The 20,077-nt window shown below is 48.9% G+C and carries 14 protein-coding genes; all 14 read right to left on the reverse strand.

Annotated features, from left to right (window positions below; translation table 11 throughout):
- Positions 1-31: 31 nt before the first annotated feature.
- The gene (locus HW560_RS22725) at positions 32-535 is read right to left on the reverse strand and encodes a (2Fe-2S)-binding protein (RefSeq protein WP_090898189.1); all 504 of its coding nucleotides are present in this window, start codon (positions 533-535) and stop codon (positions 32-34) included.
- Entirely contained in the window at positions 532-2,865 is a 2,334-nt protein-coding gene (gene pucD / locus HW560_RS22730) for a xanthine dehydrogenase subunit D (protein ID WP_179264825.1), read from the reverse strand. The genes HW560_RS22725 and pucD overlap by 4 nt, the downstream gene beginning before the upstream one ends.
- A 71-nt stretch (positions 2,866-2,936) precedes the next feature.
- Positions 2,937-3,851, reverse strand: coding sequence for an FAD binding domain-containing protein (locus HW560_RS22735; protein ID WP_090898184.1), 915 nt, complete (start codon positions 3,849-3,851; stop codon positions 2,937-2,939).
- 309 nt (positions 3,852-4,160) lie between these two features.
- Complete coding sequence (locus HW560_RS22740; RefSeq protein ID WP_090898181.1) at positions 4,161-4,805, reverse strand: nucleotidyltransferase family protein; 645 nt, start codon at positions 4,803-4,805, stop codon at positions 4,161-4,163.
- Positions 4,771-5,952, reverse strand: a complete 1,182-nt coding sequence (locus tag HW560_RS22745; RefSeq protein WP_177185704.1) for an XdhC family protein — start codon at positions 5,950-5,952, stop codon at positions 4,771-4,773. The genes HW560_RS22740 and HW560_RS22745 overlap by 35 nt, the downstream gene beginning before the upstream one ends.
- Before the next feature lie 128 nt (positions 5,953-6,080).
- The gene (locus HW560_RS22750; RefSeq protein ID WP_090898178.1) at positions 6,081-7,403 is read right to left on the reverse strand and encodes a 5'-deoxyadenosine deaminase; all 1,323 of its coding nucleotides are present in this window, start codon (positions 7,401-7,403) and stop codon (positions 6,081-6,083) included.
- Between the two features lie 107 nt (positions 7,404-7,510).
- The gene (gene ggt, locus HW560_RS22755; protein WP_090898175.1) at positions 7,511-9,106 is read right to left on the reverse strand and encodes a gamma-glutamyltransferase; all 1,596 of its coding nucleotides are present in this window, start codon (positions 9,104-9,106) and stop codon (positions 7,511-7,513) included.
- Positions 9,100-10,341 carry a pyridoxal-phosphate-dependent aminotransferase family protein gene (locus HW560_RS22760; RefSeq protein WP_179264826.1) on the reverse strand — a complete coding sequence of 414 codons (1,242 nt, stop codon included), beginning with the start codon at positions 10,339-10,341 and terminating at the stop codon, positions 9,100-9,102. The genes ggt and HW560_RS22760 overlap by 7 nt, the downstream gene beginning before the upstream one ends.
- Before the next feature lie 6 nt (positions 10,342-10,347).
- Positions 10,348-11,661 carry a Zn-dependent hydrolase gene (locus tag HW560_RS22765; protein WP_179264827.1) on the reverse strand — a complete coding sequence of 438 codons (1,314 nt, stop codon included), beginning with the start codon at positions 11,659-11,661 and terminating at the stop codon, positions 10,348-10,350.
- Positions 11,658-13,064, reverse strand: coding sequence for an allantoinase AllB (gene allB, locus HW560_RS22770; protein WP_179264828.1), 1,407 nt, complete (start codon positions 13,062-13,064; stop codon positions 11,658-11,660). The genes HW560_RS22765 and allB overlap by 4 nt, the downstream gene beginning before the upstream one ends.
- 40 nt (positions 13,065-13,104) lie before the next feature.
- Positions 13,105-13,482, reverse strand: coding sequence for a hydroxyisourate hydrolase (gene uraH / locus HW560_RS22775; protein ID WP_179265890.1), 378 nt, complete (start codon positions 13,480-13,482; stop codon positions 13,105-13,107).
- Complete coding sequence (pucL, locus tag HW560_RS22780) at positions 13,482-14,987, reverse strand: factor-independent urate hydroxylase (protein WP_179264829.1); 1,506 nt, start codon at positions 14,985-14,987, stop codon at positions 13,482-13,484. Before pucL ends, uraH begins: the two co-directional genes overlap by 1 nt.
- A 294-nt stretch (positions 14,988-15,281) precedes the next feature.
- Complete coding sequence (locus tag HW560_RS22785; protein ID WP_179264830.1) at positions 15,282-16,904, reverse strand: PucR family transcriptional regulator; 1,623 nt, start codon at positions 16,902-16,904, stop codon at positions 15,282-15,284.
- A 255-nt stretch (positions 16,905-17,159) separates the two neighbouring features.
- Positions 17,160-19,904 carry a CHASE3 domain-containing protein gene (locus HW560_RS22790; protein ID WP_179264831.1) on the reverse strand — a complete coding sequence of 915 codons (2,745 nt, stop codon included), beginning with the start codon at positions 19,902-19,904 and terminating at the stop codon, positions 17,160-17,162.
- Positions 19,905-20,077: the final 173 nt, after the last annotated feature.

The raw sequence follows: 20,077 nt of genomic DNA on the forward strand, positions 1-20,077 counted from the left end.
AGAGAAAGCTCTGACCTCACTTCTTCCATGATCATGGGGTAGAACCCACCCTATCGCGCTCATCGATCACCTTGTTTACCGCTCGTAGTATTCCTCCATATCCAGTGCAGCGGCACAGGTTGCCGCATAATCCCGTTTCAATCTGTTCCTGACTTGGCTGCGGATTGCGGTCCAAGAGAGCCTTGGTGGAAATGACCATTCCGGGTGTACAATACCCGCATTGGAAGCCGCCCTCTTCCACAAAAGCCTGTTGAATTGGATGTAACTCGCCTTCCTTTTCACCGAGCAACCCTTCTATTGTTGTTATCTCACTGCCAGCACATTGATAAGCCATTACGAGACAGGAATTGACAGGCTCTCCATTCATCAGAACCATACATGCACCGCAGCGGCCAACTTCGCAGGAAACTTTTGTTCCCGTCAGATTCAAATGCGAGCGCAGTACGTCCACTAGACGGGTCGTTTGGGCGATGTGCAATTGTTTCTTTTCCCCATTCACAACGGCTGTCCAGAAGTTGCTCAAAGGCTCAGTCATGATGAGCTCACTCCTTCCTGAAGCGAGACGCTAAGTGGTTTGATTAGTTGATCTCGTGGAACCGGTAAACGATTAACCCACACCCCGGTAGCCTGATGAATTGCAGCGGTGATGGCCGGAGCAAGCGCCACCGAACCAATCTCGCCAATGCCCCGCGGTCCAAAAGGATCGCCCTCGGGCAGATCTTCAATTGCCTCCACTTCCAGGTTGGTGTGAATGTCGCGAATCGTCGGAATCAAGTAGGTGTCCAGATTGGTTGTCGTGTAGCGGCTGTCTTGCATCACAGCATCCTCGGTCAATGTAAAACCCAACGCCATTACGCTCCCGCCTTCGATCTGTCCAATGAATCCCATTGGATTGATGACAGGGCCAGCAGCTACCACATGCCTCGTATCCAGCAATTTGGCTTCCCCGGTTAGCGTGTTTACCTCCACCTCTGCTGCTACCGCAGCATACGTATATAAATAATGCCCACCTACAACATTGTCCGGCGTGGTCGGGTATTCAAATTGAGTATCAAAAATCCATTCTTCCGCTTCTCCATGCTTCGCCAGATCAACGTAAGAAACAAGAACTTTGGAATTCATCGTCGGTTCATTCGCTGTAACTTCTGGAGAAAGCTGATCCTTGCGCCATACTCCCTCTATTCCAGTAATCAGTTCGTCAGCCGGAATTCCTGACAAGGTAGAGGCTACCGACAAGATTTTGGAGCGGAATGGTGCCTGTAATCGCTGAAGAGCCATCCAGGCCATCGTCGTTGAACGCGAAGCGGTGCTTGAACCACTGTGCGGCACTCGATCCGTATCCCCAATGATGATGCTCAGATCGGAGGTTGAGCAGTGGAACAGATCGCAGAGCATCATTTCAAGCGTGGCGATGAGTCCCTGACCGAATTCTTCGTAGCTGAATGCCACTTCAATCTTACCTTCGGCATTCAGGGATAGACGACCGCCCGCCGGATCGGGTATGCCATAACCCAACCCTGCCCCGTGCATGGCGATGGCTGCACCCACACCACGTTTAATCCAGGGAGGCAGAGCCGGATCTGCCGGGGGATGCAGATGCTTTTGCCATAATTCCGAACGATCCATTGCCTCCCATACTTGCGATAGTCCATCCGTGACCAGAATCCGTTGATTCAATGGCCCAGGATCGGACTTTTCCCTCATGTTGCGTCTCCGAAACTCCCAAGGGTCCATATTCATAATCTCTGCGAGTCGATCCATCTGACCCTCTATTGCAAAGATCGCCTGATTACCGCCAAATCCCCGGAACTCTCCCGACACGCCATTATTCGTGTACACCGAGACACCCTCCACATCTACGTTGGGAATCGAATAAGGCCCAAGACAGTGTTCTGTGCAGAAATTCAGGACAGGTGCCCCCAGCGTTGCATATGCTCCGGTGTCTGCGGTAATGCGGACTCGGTGAGCCTGGATCATGCCTTCACGGCTGATTCCGGTCTGCATCTCAATTTTCATCGGATGGCGCTTCAAGCCTGCACGTACGGATTCTTTGCGTGAATTGTGCATTTTCACAGGACGTCCGCACCTTAAAGCAAGCAGTGCTCCATAAGGCTGTACATTCAGCTCATCTTTCCCGCCAAAAGAACCGCCTATCGGAGATGAAATCACCCGGATATCTTCTTCGGAACATCCAATGATTCGGGCAAGCTGCATCCTGTCCTTGTAACCATGCTGTGTAGCTGCGTAGACATGGAGTCTGCCATTCTCATCAGGAACAAATAAACCGCCTTCTGTCTCCATATAGGCGTGCATCTGACGAGGGGTATAATAAGTCTCACTCACAATATGTTCGCATGCAGCAAAGCCCTCTTCTACATTGCCTCGCTTGATTTCGGTGCGGTGCAGCACATTGCCGGGGCCATGTTCATGGAGCTCTGGTGCACCGGGTGCCATTGCAGCTTCGGGGCTGTCCAGTGGAGTCCATTCCTCATATTCAATCCGGATGGCATCCAGAGCGAGCGCTGCACGTTCCGGGGAATCCGCAGCAACCGCGGCAATGGCATCACCGATATAACGAACAACATCCTCGCAAAATACAGGCTGATCCGGAGTTGCAATGCCAAACAGGTTCAAACCGGGCACATCTTTGGAGGTGAGTACGGCAAATACCCCCTCCATAGCCTCCGCTCCGGTAATATCGATAGACAATATGCGGGCATAAGGATAAGAGCTTCGAAGGACCCTTCCGTGGATCATATCGGGCAGCGTCATGTCTGTCAGATATTGAAGCTGTCCCGTTACTTTGCCTACCCCATCTGGCCGCAGATGCCAACGTTTCCCACTACTATTCCGATTCAACAGCATGCTCTCTCTCCCCTTTCTCCCTTTCCAAAATCTTTTAGGCTCACGCTTTGCTTCTTCAAAATGGTTTTCTTCTATAAGCGAAGTGCTTCCCAGAGTCCGGCACCGAGCAAATTACCTGCCGTTTGTTTGCGATACTGTTCTGTAGCGAATGCATCACTATACGTTTCGAATTCCGCCATCACTGTGGCAGCTAGAGATGAAGCTTGCATAACAGAAGCCTCCACGCCAAGAAGCAGTTTTTCCGACTCAGGAAGTCTCATGGCCATGCCTGAACCTCCACCTGCTGCGATTGCAATCTTATTCCAACGACCATCTGCGCCCAATTCTCCGTGAAATGCAATCGTCACCAGCGATGCTGTAAAGGTCTCCCGCCGACCCAGCTTGCGGTAAAATGAAATTTCACGCGTTACAGATGTCCGTTCGCTCGCGACTTCAAGGAAAGACGTATGTTTCATCGGAATATGAATGGCGATTAACACATCATTCGGGTTGCGACTGCCTTCACGACCGCCGTTCAGCCAGGAGGAAAGACTGCGCGTCTCCATGCCATTGTCCGTCATCCAGTACAGCTGTGCATCGTAGACAAGCAGTGCGGGAATGGAGTCGCCTACTCCCGATACAATGTTTCCGCCAATTGTCGCCATATTCCGAATAGAAGGAGCGGCGATAGCGTTCATTGCAGATTGTAAAATGGGCAGCTTTTGCAGAAGAACGTCTGTGGCACAATGACTTAATCGCGTCACTGCTCCAATGACCAGATCATCTCCATCCACATATACGCCGCTTGCACCTGGAATACGAGCAAGGCTGATCATATGCTCAGGTACAGGAAAGAGGCCGCCCTCCCACTGAGTACGCAATAATGTGGCCCCTGCTGCATAACAATACTTTCCGGACAGTTCATTCTTTAAAGCTTGAAGTTCATCCAGATTAACGGGCTGCCAAACGGTTGGCTGCGCTCCAGACCCATATGCCGGCATGACCATCCTTCCATCTCCCTTCTCTACCTGGAATCTGTCTGCGGGGTGTTGGATATGAACGAATGATCCAAATAATTCTTCAAATCATATGGGACTGCAGCAATAAGGTCAATTATCTTCACATCATTTTGGATAAATGTATAAATAGATTCTTTGATTTGTGCCTGATGCATTATTAACTCTCCAAAGCTAACACAAGCTACTTCATAACCCGTTAGATAAAAAACAATAAAGAGGCCAACCAGACGGTCTGGCTGACCTCATTACTTCAAGAAATAATACACAAGGAATCGCTCCTTCTGTCTTGATTTTCATTCATTTTATGCCATTCACATAATCCAAAATGCGCTGCAGCTCTGGTTCGGTATCCGCATCCCAAAAGCTAAAATCAGACAACGATACATGCGTGCCTGCATACTTGGCATTGCGCATGATTTTTCTCGCCCCCTCATCTCCGCTGAGCGACAAAAGAGGCCCCAGCATATGCTCACGAAAGGCGACCGGAGGCTTGCCTCCACCGCCATCCGTAGCTGCTGCATAATCACACCGTTTGTTGGCTGCTAACGTCTCAGCAACCCTGTTAATATCTTGTGCCTGCAATAACGGCTGATCTGCCAAAATCATCATCACACCTTCTGGCCTGTATGCCATAGCAGACAGAATGCCGCAGTGAAGGGACATGGCCATACCGTATGCATAATCGGTACAGATTGCAATCTGTAGCTTCGTCCTCGTATCTGGAGTACAGCCATATGACGCTTCATTGAGCCACATGGAGGGGATCCATGCCAATGAATCCTCGGGTTTGACCACACAAATGACTCTCTCCAAATCGGAATTCAAGGCGGATTCCAATGTCCATGCGGCCAAACATCTTCCGTCAGGCATGACGATAGACAGTTTATCCCGCCCCATTCGGCTGCTCTTACCTGCCGCTAGCACGATGCCCGTCAGTCGCATGTGCAATCCCCCTCTGTGCGTTGCGACACTCTGCGGCAACTACTGTACGTTTACAGGAAATAAGTTCTGCTGCGATACTGATTGCGATCTCTTCCGGTCCATCAGCACCAATGGTCAAGCCGACGGGTGAATGCAAATGTTTTAGCGGGGGGAGATCGTTAAGCAAACGTGCTGTCCGTGTTCTGGAGCCCATAATACCAAGGTATGCATAATTCCGATCCTCAAGTAATTCAAGAAACTCCCGTTCTCTCGGAAATTGATGACTCATCAATACGATATAATCCCCGCTTTGGATATCCAGTACATGCATGATCTCACGAGGGAAACCATGAATAAGTTCAACCCCCGGAAAGCGTTCAGCGGTGCATAAGGTTTCTCGCCAATCTGCTACGACCACATGAAATCCTGCTGATTTTCCCAGAAGGGCGACCGGAATTACATCATTTCCGGCTCCAATGATAATCAGACGGGGTTTGGGCTCATATCTTGCAGAGATCTGTAGAGGGACATCCCACCGCTCTGCCTCAGTCAATCCATCCTTCTGAAGATTACTCTCTCCAGAATTAGATGCAGTAGCATCAGCTTCTGACGAATGAATAACGACCAACGATAGTCGCGGTATCGGTGTTTCCTCTATAATCATTGTATTTATTGGACCTAGAGAAGCTCCTTTGGCAACTGGAGAAGGGTATAATGATGTCTTGCTTTCTGCATCCTCAGCAGGCTGAATCACATAATGAATCCGTGTGTATTGATCGTAGAATGAACGGGTTAGCTCCACAGCTGATCCAGATTGAAAATACGTATGCATACGGGACAAGATCGACCAGAGTTCGCCACATACCGGCTCTAGCAGCACTATAATCAACCCGCCGCAGCCAATCGTTTCCCCCCAGGACAGATCATCTTCCGGACGCATATCATACTCCACGAACTCCAACTGCTGTGTAGACAGCACACGGTCCACCCTAGCCTGCAGATCACTCTCCAGACAACCCGGACTGATACTGCCATACATCGCACCATCTTCGGTCAAAAGCATAGAGACACCCTGCTTACGGTAAGCATGACCTTCTACCTTGACCGCTGTTGCGAGAACGCAGCGCGGCTCCCCCGCTGCAATTGCACACAGATCATGCATTTCCATCGTTGTCTCCATCCTTTCAGGGATTTGAATCCGAATCCGAAGAAGCGACTCAGTACTTCTTAGCGAAGATTGAATGTCCAACTTCTGCTCAGATAGTTATTGGATGAGTTTCGTCTGGTTGCTGTTGATTAGATACGTTTCATCAATCTTGCAATGCTTTTATCCGATTCACGAAGCACGATGCCGCGATCAATTGTTTGAATCTTCCGGTTTTTGAGCACGATACTTCCATCAATAATAACGGTGTCTACACAGCTGCGAGTTGCGGAATAGACCACACGGGAGTACACATCAGTCTCATAGGAAGGGTACGTATGAAAATCATCCAGATCCAGCAGTAACATATCTGCTTTTTTACCCACTTCCAGACTGCCGATTTCCTTGGACATTCCGAGTACTTCCGCTCCACCCATCGTCGCCATGCGCAGCACTGTCCGAGCGTCCATCACTGTTGGACCATGAGGCACCTTTTGAATGAGCGCGGTCAGGCGCATCTCCTGGAACATATCCAGATTGTTGTTGCACGGCGCACCATCGGCACCAATGCCTACCGCAATCTGACGATTCAGCAGATCGGGAATATCTGCTATACCCGAGGACAGTTTCATATTCGATCCAGGGCAGTGGGTGACTTTTACCCCGCGTTTGCGAATAATCTCCTTCTCTTCCTCACTCAGCCACACACAGTGGGCAAGCACCAGTCTTGGAGTAGCCAGACCGATATGATCCAGATAGACAATGTTGCGCATGCCACGTTCGTGTTCTACCAGTTCGATCTCGCCACGATTTTCGGAGGCATGGGTGTGCACTTTCACATGGTACTTATTCGACAGGTCACGTACCTCAACCAACAATTCTTCGGTGCACGAGACGACAAAGCGTGGACAAAATGCATACTGAATGCGGCCACCGCCGAATCCGTTCCATTTCTCCAGCAAATCGACACTTTGTTGCAGCGAGGTAGCCGTATTTTCACGCAGCGGTTCAGGAACTTCATCCCCGTGATCCATCATCACTTTACCGGAAATCACCCGAATGCCGCTCTGTGCCATCGCCTGAAAAGCCGAATCGGTATGATGCACGGTCTCCATATCCAAAATCGTCGTTGTCCCGCTGGAAATCAATTCGCCCAAGCCGAGCATTGCCGAGTAATAGACTGACTCTTCATCATGCGCCGCCTCAAGCGGCCAAATGCGTTGACGAAGCCAATCCATCAATTCCAGGTCGTCCGCACGTCCACGGAACAAAGTCTGACACAGATGAATATGCGTCTGGATAAAACCTGGCAGCAGCACTTTGCCTCGAGCATCAATGACCTGATCTGCCTGAACATCGATATGTTCTGCAATCTCTTTGATTTTGTTATCCTCAATTATCAGATCTCCCGTAAATACATCCTCTTCTGCATTCATTGTGACGAGTTGTGCACCTTTTAGCAGGATCGTTCCCATGATAATCTCCCCCATCCGTATCTATCTGCGTAAATTTACTTATTCTGATCCTGCACAATGAGGATAATCTTCTTTGGATCTATACTTGATCCAGTACATAAATCACGTTACCACCCGATAGCCATGCCATCTCCTCTGGGGTCTGCTGCTCCACTGATCATGCCATCTTCACGGATGACAATCCCTTGCGACTGCCCCATAATCCCGTCCCACGGCGCTCTGGCTTCGACGTTATGCCCCCATCGGGCAAGCATGTCACACACGTCGTCATGATAACGGTTCTCCACTCGCATCGTGTCACCTTCCTCGCCCCAGGTACGCCCATACACCCAACGCGGCAGCCCAATGGCTTCCTGAATGTTCAGACCATAGTCCAGCACCCCCGTAAGAACCGATAGCTGTGTCTGAGGTTGACCCTCACCGCCCTGCGTGCCTACGAGCATATATGGTTTCCCGTTACGAGTGACAAGACCCGGCATTAGGGTGTGGAATGAGCGTTTACTGGGTTCCAATACGTTGGCGTCCTTCGGATCAAGCGAGAAAAAGGACCCGCGGTTCTGCATGATCACACCTGTATCTCCCGGCACATAAGCAGCGCCAAAATCAAAGTACAGGCTCTGAATAAACGAGACGGCATTGCCTTCATTGTCCACAACCGCCGCATAAGCCGTATCCTGACCCATCATTTTGGACAGAAAAGGCTGTGCCACAGGTGGAGCGGACTGGATCTCATTCCATAATTCATCTCCATAAGCCTTGGACAACAGATTTTCCAGCGGAATATCCCTGAATTCCGGGTCTGTGAGATACCGATCACGGTCACGAAAAGCCTTTTTGACCACTTCAGCCATCAGGTGATAAAACTCGGGGGACGTACGCGCCACGGACGATAGATCAATATGTTCCAGCATATTCAACATCATCAGCATCGAGAAACCCTGTGAATTGGGCGGCATCTGATGGACTTGATAGCCACGGTAATCGGTAGTGATCGGCTTCACCCAATCTCCCTTGTGAGCTGCGAAATCCGCTGGAGCAAGCATGCCGCCATCCTCACGAATAGCCGAAGTTAGCTGCTCCGCCAGTTCCCCGGTATAAAAAACATCGCGTCCGCCTGCCTGAATCAGGCGAATAGAGGTGGCAAGATCAGGCTGCTGGAGCAGGTCCCCTTCCTGCAAAAGTGTACCAAAAGGGGCAAATACCGCTCGCAGCGGTGTATGCCCCATAATGAAATCCTCATCACGTTCCAGCCACAGGCGCAGATTTCGGGATACAGGGCATCCTTTTTCTGCATATTGCGCAGCTGGTTCAAGTAACTGTTCCCACTTTAACTTCCCATAGCGGGACCAGACTTCCCACCATGCATCTACCATTCCAGGAACGGTAATCGCACTAAGCACGCCTCGTTGAGGAATGGCGCTCATCCCCATCGCTTTGAATGTGTCTGCATGAATGCCTGCTGCTGAACGACCGCTTCCGTTGTAAGCAGTTATGTCACCACTTGCTCCATCATGAATCAAAAAGAAAGCATCTCCGCCAAGTCCTGTCATGTGGGGGTAGACTACGCCCAGTGCGGCACTTACAGCGACAGCAGCATCATAAGCGTTACCCCCTTGCTGAAGGATTGCGCTGCCAACCGCACTCGCCAAATAATGCGGGGAGGTGACCATCACCTCCCTGGATATCGGCATCTGGTTCAACATAAGACACCCTCCTTCCCGGCATACACATCCAGAGCTGCCTGCACGGCTTCCCCTGCTGGCAAGGTGTGGCGATGACGCAACAGGACAGCCTCCAGGGCACCCAGCACATGCAGTACATTTTTGCGCTGGCAGCTGAATCCCATTGTACCAATACGCCAAATCTTGCCTTTCAATGGTCCAAACGAACTGGCAATTTCAATACTGAAATCGTTCAGAAGCATGCTGCGTACCGACTCTCCGTCTATGCCTTCCGGAACTTCGATACAGGTGACCATTGGAAGTTTACTGGACATGTCTCCATACAGTTTGAGCCCCATGCCCTGAATGCCTGCGACTAACGCACGTTCATTGATCCGATGTCTCTGGAAACGCGTATCCAGACCTTCCTGAAGCAAAATCCGCAGCCCCTCGTGAAGACCGTAGAGCATCGAAGTTGCCTCTGTATGATGGTTTAACCGCGCCGAGCTCCAGTAGTCCTGCAACTGGCTTAGGTCAAAATAATTGCTGGCAATTGTACGGCCTTCAGCCCGAGCACTTGTCGCATCCCGGAGTCCCCGTTCGACGGTTTTGCGACTCATCAGCTTCTTCTCCACACGACTGTTATACGTTAATGGCGCCATCCCGGATGGAACGGACAAACACTTCTGCGTTCCACCCATCACCGCATCCAGATACCAGGCATCCGTCTCCACAGGTGTACCGCCGATTGTGGCAACAGCATCAACGACGAGTAAAATATCAAGTTCGCGGCAGGTTTTGCCAATCTCGGCGAGAGGCTGCATTTGCCCGGTTGATGTCTCGCCGTGAACCATCGCGACCAAACTCGGCTTATGGGCATGGATCGCCTTGATAACCTCTTCGGGATCAAAAACCGTTCCCCATTCTGTTTCAAAAAAAACAACCTCTGCACCACAACGTTCCGAAATTTCAACCAACAGATGTCCGAAGCGTCCATAGATGGGAACCAGCACCTTGTCCCCCGGTTGAATCAGACTGACCAACACAGCTTCAATACCTGAGCGGGATGTGCCATCTACCGGATAACACCACTCATTATCTGTCATGTATAGTTCACGCAGCATGGCCATCGTCTCATTCATCAGGGAAGTGAACTCCGGATCAAACTGCCCCAGGATCGGGAAGGACAATGCCCTAAGCACTCTTGGATCGACTTCAACTGGCCCCGGTGTCATGATCGTCCGCAAGGACGGGGACAATTCTTTATAGTTGGACATCTTCACTCAACTCCCGTAACCGTATTTATAGAGTAGCTGAACCAGAACCCGGAAACCTTTCATCAGGTCCTCTTCAGCTGTATATTCAAGGGGATTATGGCTAATTCCATCCTGGCTGGGGACAAAAATCATCGCCGTAGGACAAGCCGGCTGAAAGATCTGCGAATCATGTCCTGCGCCGCTTGGCATGTGAATATAGGATAACTGCTCCACTTCACAGATAGCTCGAATGTCTGACGTAATCTGTTCGTTCATCGGAATAGGGGTGACAGACAAGTGCTCCTCCCAGTTCAGTCCGAGCTGTTGCTCCGCTGCGATTCGGCTAAATTCCTGTAGCATGTGCTGCCAGCATTGGTTGATGCTCTCTTGCCTGATATGCCGGATATCGAGCGAGAATACGGCTCGGGATGCAACAACGTTACCGATCCCCGGATCAGCTGTTATTCGTCCAACAGTAGCTACAAGTGGTTCTCCCGCTTCAAGCGCAATGTGTCTTACAGCAGTAATCATCTCGGCTGCACCTGCAAGTGCATCCTTACGCCAGGTCATCGGTGTAGTTCCGGCATGATTGGCTTCGCCACTTACTGTAATGCTAAAGCGTTTCTGGCCTACAATATCCGATACAATACCAATCGAATGGCCCAATCGTTCAAGAACCTGACCTTGCTCGATATGAAGTTCGATAAACGCACCGTAGTTATGTGAAGCCGATCTATAGCTGCTATCTGGTCCAAAGCCTGCATCACGTATCGCCTGTGCAAAGGTAATGCCTTCCTGATCCTTCAAATGCTGAACGTCTTCCAGCCCGCTTACCCCCGTTATACTTCGTGATCCCCAATAAGCGAAGGGGAATCGACTACCTTCTTCCTCACATAAGGACACGACTCGAAGTGTTCGTTTGGGGTCCCCAAAATGTTTCTGTAGATACTCTAGGGCGAGCACTCCCGCAACTACCCCATATGCGCCATCATACTTTCCACCATGTACCACCGTATCGATATGGGACCCCGTAACAATCGGTGCCGCTTCGATTTCTTTTTCCACTCCTGAACCCACACCTCTACCGTGCAGAGTTCCATACAGGTTGCCTGATTGATCGAATTCCGGTGCCAACCCTTTCTCCTGCATTTTTTCCGCAAGCGCATGCTGTGCCTTACACCATGCTTCGTCGTACAACAGACGTGTCACACCTCCTTGGGGATCAGCGCCATATGTAGACAACCAGTCAAGCATGCCTTTCAGCTCCACCTGCTCCAATTGCGGCAAAGGCTGGATGGGACGTTCCGTCCACGAAGGCGTGTGTACTTCAAAATCCGTCATGATCCCCCCTCCATTCCTTCAACGCCAACCGGAACAGATGAGTTAGCACGGATAAACCGTCCCACAGGTTCATCCGATAATCCTGTTTTTGAACTGTATACTCGTGTGCCCCGGCAGAACACCTCTGCAATGCTGGAGGAAAATGTGCGTCCCACATAAGGACTCTGTTTATGTGTGTAGTGCAGGTCTTCCGCATTTAAGGTGGTACTCTTCTTCCAATCAATCAGTACCAGATCCGCGTCCTTGCCGATGGCAATCTCACCTTTGCTCTCCAATCCAAGCCTTCTGGCAGGTTGTAGAGCCAGGATTCTTCCTAGCAGCGGAAGGGCTACATTTCGCTGAAGATGTCCTTCCTCCAACATGAGCAGCAGCGTGCTTTGTGCCCCAGAGATGCCACCCCAGATTTCAAAGAAATGATCAGATTGTTTCATCGATGGCGGACAGGGTGAGTGGTCAGATGCAATAACATCAATCAGACCTGCTTCCAGCGCATCCCATAACCGATCTTGCTCAGCCTGACTCCGCAATGGCGGCGCACACTTGGCTACAGCTCCCAACCGGACAACATCTTCATCTGTCAGCGTCAGGTAATGCGGGCATGTTTCAGAAGTTACATCCAGTCCGCGCTGTTTCGCCGCTGCAATCAGATCAAGCGCTTCCCGTGTACTGATATGCACAAAATGCAATGCACATCCGGTTTGCTCCCCATACTGCAGCGCTCGGGACACCGCCCGAACCTCCGCTTCTGCTGGGCGAGATTGCACGTAATCCATCGGGCCGATTCGTCCATCTGCAATACTTCTTGCTCCAAGCTCAGCAACCATCGCTTCGTCTTCGGCATGAAGCGCCAGCACACGGTTTAGTTTTGTAATCTCGTACATGCCATTCAAAAGTGTATCGTCATCCGCTCTGGCGAAGATGTCTTCCCCTTCTCCACCAGGTTCGGACATAAATGCCTTGAATCCCGCCGCACCTCTTTCGGCCAAAGGCGCAAGCTCAGACAGATTAGCGGGAACGAGTCCTCCCCAGAACGCATAATCAACATAGGATTGACCGCTGGCTGCTTTCATTTTCAACTCCCATGCCTCCGGTCTTATCGTTGGGGGGACACCATTAAGCGGCATATCAACATACGTCGTAATTCCACCAGCAGCCAGTGATGCTGATCCAGATTTGAATCCCTCCCAGCTCGCGAGTCCAGGTTCATTGAAATGGACATGAATGTCCACCGCCCCTGGCATCACGGTGAGGCCATCTGCTTCTATTATTTCAGTGTCTTCATCACCCTCCAGGTGTGAGGACACAGCAGATATTTTTTCACCCGTAATCCCAATATCCAGTTCCTCCACGCTATCTCTCAATACAACCCGGGCCCCCCGGATGATCATATCTAACTTTGTCATATGGATGACCCTCCCCTGATCAGAACCGGATTCATAGATTTCAGCTTCCCCGGTATGTACTGTAACCACCTGGCGCAATCAACAAAGGAATGTGGTAGTGACTTGCAGCATCCGATACGGCAAACCGAATCGGTACAACTGTCCATAATGTCTGCCCCAATTCTTCAAGAGATCGCTGTGCGTAATACCCTTCAACGTTGAAATGAAGCTCATAGACCGCTTGCTCAAGCTTCCCGCCTTCAAGTAACGGAGCATCCAGACGCCCATCGCTATTAGTCACCGATTCAGCAACTTTCATTCTACTTTCCTTCTCGCCATCCCCATGCAATACAAAAAGTTCAACCCGCACGCCCGCGGCCGGAACGCCCTTGGAAGTATCCAGCACATGCGTAGTAATCCGTCCTCCAGCCACCGACATCATGCCTCCCTTTCTTTCTTCGAGCCCCAATGGTCATCCTCAAGATCATCCCTTGTCATTGAGAAGCTTTGAAATCCATAAGGAGGTCTGCCCTCCGTGAATACCTTGCCTTCTCCTTCTTTGACTTCCTCCAGCACCGTTTCCCATGTCCGATTGTTGGATTCAAATGAAACCTCACTAAGCTGTCCAAATCGACGCAAGAGCCTAAGTCCAATCTGGTAAATCAGATGCTGAATGGATGCCGAGCGACACGCATGGAACACGGCAGCAGCTACATCTCTTACCTGCTCCGCCGCTACATAACGTCCGCACTGATCGTCTATGCCATCTCTCGGGTCTTCGTAACGCCAATTGATATTCAGGAAAATGAATAGTGGACGGTCCCATGTCTCGGGTAAGGTGGTGTACTCATCCTTGACGAAACCGGCAAATTCACTGCCTTTGACCTTAATAAGCCTGATATCTGCGACACCACTGAAATGATTGCTTAGCTCGACCTGATTTCCTTTTCGCTGCGCTTCAATTGCAGCCGTAGCCCGATCATTCTGGGAATAACGGAATACCAGCTCGCTTGCACGAAGGCTTCCCTCTCTGCGAACAGGCACATCTTCAAAAGGAATCTGATCTGCTGTCATCTGAACTTTGGTCATCTGCGGATATGTCTCCAGAAAACGTCGGCTGACATAAGCAAGGAAACCTTCCACTGTAGCTCCGGAGTAATCCGCAGCATGTTTCAGGATGAAATTCTTCATTGAATCCGTTGCAACGACGAGAGAATTATCTCCTTCGACAAAAGAAGGCAGAAATTCCTCGCCTTGAACGGCTACTTTAATGTTCATTCCGAACAGGATATTATTACGTCCTGTAAATGGAGATTCCGGTATGGCCTGAATATCCGTCAACGGTTTGGCGTATGAACGGTACATCCATACATCTCCCTTGCCGTAATACATGGTCCGCTGCTTTACTTCGGTTGGCTTTAATTCAAATTCAAGTTCATGACCAATCTGCACCAGCCATTGCTCCAATCGAATGGAAGCAATTTTGAACACTTCCTTCAGGGCGGTCTGGAATTCTTCCTCTCTTCCTCTCCGATTGCGCTTCCTCATGGACTCCAGAATGGACTGAGCTGTGTGACCTTTCACGGCCAATATAAAAGGAAAGCCGAATTGGCTTGTATATTCTTTGTTCAATTTGCTAAGCTCGTTATATTGCTCCGCCGAAAGTGAATCAAGCCCTGCCCCAGCCTGTTCCTGAACAGAATTGCTGCTCATGCTGATTCGCGCCCCGAGATCCGGGTGATTGCAAAGCAACTGCAACTGGATCTTTTCATCGGAGGATTGCACTACGTTTTTCATCACCTTCATCAGGTGTTCAAAAGAGTCGAATGGCCGTGAAGGCCAGGAACGCTCCGCCACCCAAGGTGATTCTTCGAATAGTCCGCCAAACGTATGCACGAACTGTGTGATAGACCAGTTGTTAACGAGTTTAATGAAGTCGCCCATGTTAGAACCTCCGGTCTTCTGTGGATTGTTGTTCTTCATTTTAAGTGTCTCTCTGTACTGCGACAACAATATTTACGCAATTTTGTAATATAACATAACATCAGTTCTGTGATTTGTTATCAGTGCACGGGATTTGGTTGTTCAAATGTAATGAAAAGCGAAAAAACCGTACTTCCTCAAGGGAAATACGGTTTTATCTAACATGCCTGCTTCATTGTCATGCTGCACAACACTTGTTTTGGATAATGGTTATGACCATAAAAGTATTAACGTATTAAGGGGTCAAACTTTAGATTAATGATGCTGCGAATACGGCCTAGCCGCTGTTTTATCCCGCACAAACTTGCGGAAGGTGAACACCAGCTTTAATTTCAGCAGATCATTAGTCTTCTTAAAGTCCATTTGCAGCAAACTCCCGACTTTCTCCATCCGATAGGTAACGGTGTTCCGATGCACAAACAGCTGCTTCGCAGCTTCGTTAATGAGTCCATCATTCTCGATAAAAGATTCCAACGTATTCATCAGTACCTGATTGGGATCGCCGTCCCTCGCCAATAAAGGCTCAAGTACTTTATTGCAATAATTCTCCATGATGTTATCAGGAACATGTTGGAATACATAGGCGAATTCCAGCATCTCAAACTGGAGAGCTCGATCCTTCATCCCGAAACGGCGAGCCAGTTGGCGAGTATCCAGACATTCCTGATAGGCTTCGCGCAGCGACTTCGGCTCATGCTTCATTTTGCTGATCCAGAACCGGGGTGCAGATGCTCCCTTGGCTTCCTGTGCTGCAAGAACATCCCCGAACCGATTTAGCAGGAATGCTGATAATTCCTCTCCATAATCCCGTCCTGTTGGACAGGTATAGATGGAGAGTATGCCATCTTCGATCTGAAAATGCTGTGAGGCCGTGAATTGCATAAGCGGATTGTACTGCAACTCGCGGTGAATCTGCTTCAGCAGCTTCCCTTCTGCAAATACAGACGGTTCCAGCGTGATCAACACACATTGATAAGTCCCCTGGAACAGATGAACGCCTTTATTCTCGCTGAGCTTGGTGAGTTCCTCTACCGTCATTTTGTTTTCTAGATATTGGGTTAGCAGCGTACGCATCTCATCCTGAACGGTGGGATTAATGTGTTCTCGATAGGTCATATCCATATAGAATGCCAAGACATCCGCAGCCTGCTGAAATAATTCTTCCTCTGCTCTAAGAGATAGCGCCGAGTCTGTAAAGACGAGCAAAAATCCGTATTCTTCATCATTCTGCTTGATGGGTACCCGGTGGCAGCTTCCCTGATTCCATTTCACACGGTGCATGACGGATTTCCAGGGCCAACCCTGTACTACCGCATCACCTGCAATGCCTTCGCTGCCATACAGCACATGGCCGCGGGAGCCAATAACCGCAAGCGGATAATTCAACACGGTAGCTAGTTCGGCAAATACATTCCGATGCTGTTGCTGCTGCAACGCAAACTGCATCAATTTTTTCTGTTTTTGCACCACCTCGTGCAGTAAACGATTGCTGCGTTCATGTTCTGCCTTGAATAACGCATTCATCTGGTCGGAAAATGTAAACTGAAACGGCAGTTCCAGCAGCGGTAACCGCAGTCGATCTGCTTCCTCAATAATTCCTTGCGGAATGGCCTGCCAGAAACGGCCCAATTTAATGCCTAATCCGGCACAACCACGTTCGTTCAGGCGGCGCATCAAACGAAGTGCATCGGTCTCGTTGTCTTTCATAATAAATGCGGTTGTGAACAGCAGTTCTCCGGATTTGATCCAATCCGCTATATCTGGAGCGTCCATGACGTTAACGGATTTCATCATCCGTGAAGTCCCTTCCCCACCTGCAACCAGTCTGGCCTCAGACAAAGGGTATACCTGTAAAGCCTCTTTAACCGTAAGCTGCATGGACATTACCTCCCATATATATAACACGTTAAACCTTTTATATCCTTAACTGAACGAAAACAAAGGCTATACACTTATATCCATCCATTATTTTGCAATAAACCTTAATTCTTGTTAAGTATTATAACATCATTTTCATTTAAATAGCTTACATGAGAAAAAAATAAAACCCATGACACAATTGCAGCAATCGTTGCGCAACTGGCATAGGTTTTATTTTGGAGTTGATACATGTTGAATTACAAACGAAAAAGATCAAATTCCCAACGTTTCATGACTCAGCCATAATTTCATCCGAGACAGTACCTCTTTTATATTCAGCGGTTTGCTAATATAATCCGAGGCCCCTGCTGCAATACATTTATCACGATCTTCTTTCATGGCTTTGGCAGTCAGAGCGATGATAGGGAGCTGCTTGAGATTTAATCTCTCACGGATCTGGCGAGTGGTCTCATACCCATCCAACTCTGGCATCATGATATCCATCAAGATAATATCCGGATTCGCTTCTCCGCTCTCTAACATCTCCAGACACTCGTAGCCATTCTGAGCTGTAATCACCTTCATGTCATACTGCTCAAGGGCATTTGCCAACGCATATACATTTCGAATATCATCATCGACAACGAGAACCTGACGACCATTCAATAATGATTCTTCCAGTGGAGTCAGTAACATCTCGATTTTGGTTGAATTCATTGCTGAAGCACTGTTAATTTCAGGATCAGTCACGGCAACCTCGTTCAAGAACAATCTGGGGTTCTGCATAACCTCAGGCTCTTCCCTTCTAAGTGGGAGGAATAAAGTGAAGACACTTCCTTGTCCTTCACGGCTCGTTGCTGAGATTGATCCTCCCAACAGATTGGCAAGGGATTGAGAGATCGACAGTCCCAGTCCAGTTCCGCCGTATTTTCGGGCTGTGGCTCCATCTGCCTGCTTGAACGCATCAAAGATCTGCAGCAGTTTGTTCTCAGCAATGCCAATCCCGGTATCACTAACCGAGAAGGCTATAACCTCCTTCTCTGCCCCGCTGTCTTCCAGATTGGCCAGACTCACTCTGGAGATGGTTAAGGCCACTTCACCTTCATTGGTAAACTTGAATGCATTGGAGAGCAAATTCCGCAAAATCTGGTGTAACCGCATCTCGTCGGAAACAATTGTTTCCGGAAGAGGGCTTTGAAGCTGAATCCGGAAATCAATCCCTTTTTGCTCCGCCGTTTTCAAAAAATATTGATTCATTGCTTCAGGCAGGGTTTCAAGATGCACATCATCCAAATCCACTTCCATCTCCCCGGCTTCCACTTTGGAAAGGTCAAGAATGTCGTTAATCAGATTTAAGAGGTCCTTACCTGATGCATGGATCACCGAAGCATATTTCTGTTCCTCACTATTTAAGTGCTGATGTTTGTTTTCAGCCAAAATCTCGGACAGAATCAGCATACTGTTCAGTGGAGTACGAAGTTCATGCGACATATTCGCCAAGAACTCAGACTTGTAACCAGAGCTTGTCCGCAGCTGATCCGCTACTTTTGCAAGTTCACTGGCAGAAGTCTCTGCCGCATTTTTCTGCATTTCCAGACGCTCGTTCAGTATATGCAGCTCTTCTGTTTGCATATGTAATTCTTCCGTCTGAGATACCATCTCTTCAGTCTGTGCCTGCAGTTTCTCCGATTGAGCCTGCAATTCTTCATTCAACACTTGGGATTCATCATACAAATGCTGTAATTCCATGCGTGTTATGGTGGAATGAAGAGAAACCCCGAAGATTTCGATCAGTTCGGTTAACAGCTTTGTTTCCTTTGGTTCGATTGGCTTCATGGAAGCAAGTTCGATAACAGCTATCGTTTTACCTTCAAATACCACCGGCGCTACTATGAGTGATGCAGCTGACGCTTCACCAAGTCCCGATGAGATGCGAATATAATTTTGAGGCAAGTCGTTCATCTGCAAAACTCGCTTCTCAATCGCACTCTGACCCACTAATCCCTCACCCGGTGCAACGGATACTTTACCGAGGGAACGCTCTTTCTCTCCATCTGCTGCATACGCAGCTACACGAATAAGACGATTCTCTTTCATCGCATATAACACGCCATAAGGGGCTTCTAGCAGGATAGCGACTTGGTTTAGGAACAACCTTGACAGTCCCTCCAAACTTGTAGGGTTCTGCAGGAGTGTAGCTATGCTGGCAACCTGATCCTTAAGTCGATTCTGTTCCTGTACCGTGTCCAGCAATAAGTTCGTCTCCTTACCTAAATCACCGACCTCATCATGTGTACGGACAATAATACGCTGTGTGAGATTGCCACCTTGTGATATGTCGCTGATGGTATGTTTGACTTCACGCAGGGTCTTGACGATATTGCCCGAAATGACGAGCGCAGCGGCAACAGATAGTCCGGCAACGGCAGCCCATAAAGTATACATAATGGTAAGCAATGTGGAGCTTCGTGCTGCGAGCTCTTTCACCCGGCTTTCCGTCAGTCGCAACTCTGTATTGCGGAAGTTCTCGAACTCGGATCTTAACAGATCCATTTCACTTTTCCCTGGGTCGGAATGGAAAAATTCAATGACTTTCTCCTGATCTCCTTGTTTCTTTAAGGCCACCGAGGCTGATCCGGCAACATCAATCCAGCGGACAATATGTGTATTAATGGTTTCCAGAGTCTTTTGCTGGGATGGGTTATCACTAACCAGCTCATACAGTTCGGCATAATTGGAATTCCACTGGGTTAGCGCTTGATTGTAAGGTTCCAAATAACTTTCTTCCCCGGTAATCATGAATCCCCGCTGTCCTGTTTCCATATTTAGAACATTTTTCTCAATGGCATTGGTCAGGTTATGCACTTCCAGGTCGTGGTGGCTGATAAAATCAATTTCCTTCTGCGATGCATCAATTTGGGCAGATAATACTAGCAAAACGGCACCAAATAACAACACAACCACTAGATAGCCCAATAGAATTTTGGAGCGAATCGTAAATCTTCTCTTTTTCGACAACGCAGAAACCTCCAATGAAATAAACAGTTCCGATCAATTAAAAAATAGTCGCATATGTATTTTATATGTATACGTATAGACTGACAAGCATTAGTTCAAGAACATCACGAGCTAAAAAACGACCTGCGTATGCAGGTCGCTTGTTTATTGGAATGAAGTTCGCATGATAATGA

This window comes from Paenibacillus sp. E222, assembly GCF_013401555.1.
Lineage (GTDB): Bacteria > Bacillota > Bacilli > Paenibacillales > Paenibacillaceae > Paenibacillus.

What these genes read in the sequence shown, in the direction of transcription:
- HW560_RS22725 (WP_090898189.1), bottom strand. Translation starts at nt 535, where the DNA reads ATGACTGAGCCTTTGAGCAACTTCTGGACAGCCGTTGTGAATGGGGAA.
- pucD (WP_179264825.1), bottom strand. Translation starts at nt 2,865, where the DNA reads ATGCTGTTGAATCGGAATAGTAGTGGGAAACGTTGGCATCTGCGGCCA.
- HW560_RS22735 (WP_090898184.1), bottom strand. Translation starts at nt 3,851, where the DNA reads ATGGTCATGCCGGCATATGGGTCTGGAGCGCAGCCAACCGTTTGGCAG.
- HW560_RS22740 (WP_090898181.1), bottom strand. Translation starts at nt 4,805, where the DNA reads ATGCGACTGACGGGCATCGTGCTAGCGGCAGGTAAGAGCAGCCGAATG.
- HW560_RS22745 (WP_177185704.1), bottom strand. Translation starts at nt 5,952, where the DNA reads ATGGAAATGCATGATCTGTGTGCAATTGCAGCGGGGGAGCCGCGCTGC.
- HW560_RS22750 (WP_090898178.1), bottom strand. Translation starts at nt 7,403, where the DNA reads ATGGGAACGATCCTGCTAAAAGGTGCACAACTCGTCACAATGAATGCA.
- ggt (WP_090898175.1), bottom strand. Translation starts at nt 9,106, where the DNA reads ATGTTGAACCAGATGCCGATATCCAGGGAGGTGATGGTCACCTCCCCG.
- HW560_RS22760 (WP_179264826.1), bottom strand. Translation starts at nt 10,341, where the DNA reads ATGTCCAACTATAAAGAATTGTCCCCGTCCTTGCGGACGATCATGACA.
- HW560_RS22765 (WP_179264827.1), bottom strand. Translation starts at nt 11,661, where the DNA reads ATGACGGATTTTGAAGTACACACGCCTTCGTGGACGGAACGTCCCATC.
- allB (WP_179264828.1), bottom strand. Translation starts at nt 13,064, where the DNA reads ATGACAAAGTTAGATATGATCATCCGGGGGGCCCGGGTTGTATTGAGA.
- uraH (WP_179265890.1), bottom strand. Translation starts at nt 13,482, where the DNA reads ATGTCGGTGGCTGGAGGACGGATTACTACGCATGTGCTGGATACTTCC.
- pucL (WP_179264829.1), bottom strand. Translation starts at nt 14,987, where the DNA reads ATGGGCGACTTCATTAAACTCGTTAACAACTGGTCTATCACACAGTTC.
- HW560_RS22785 (WP_179264830.1), bottom strand. Translation starts at nt 16,904, where the DNA reads ATGCAGCTTACGGTTAAAGAGGCTTTACAGGTATACCCTTTGTCTGAG.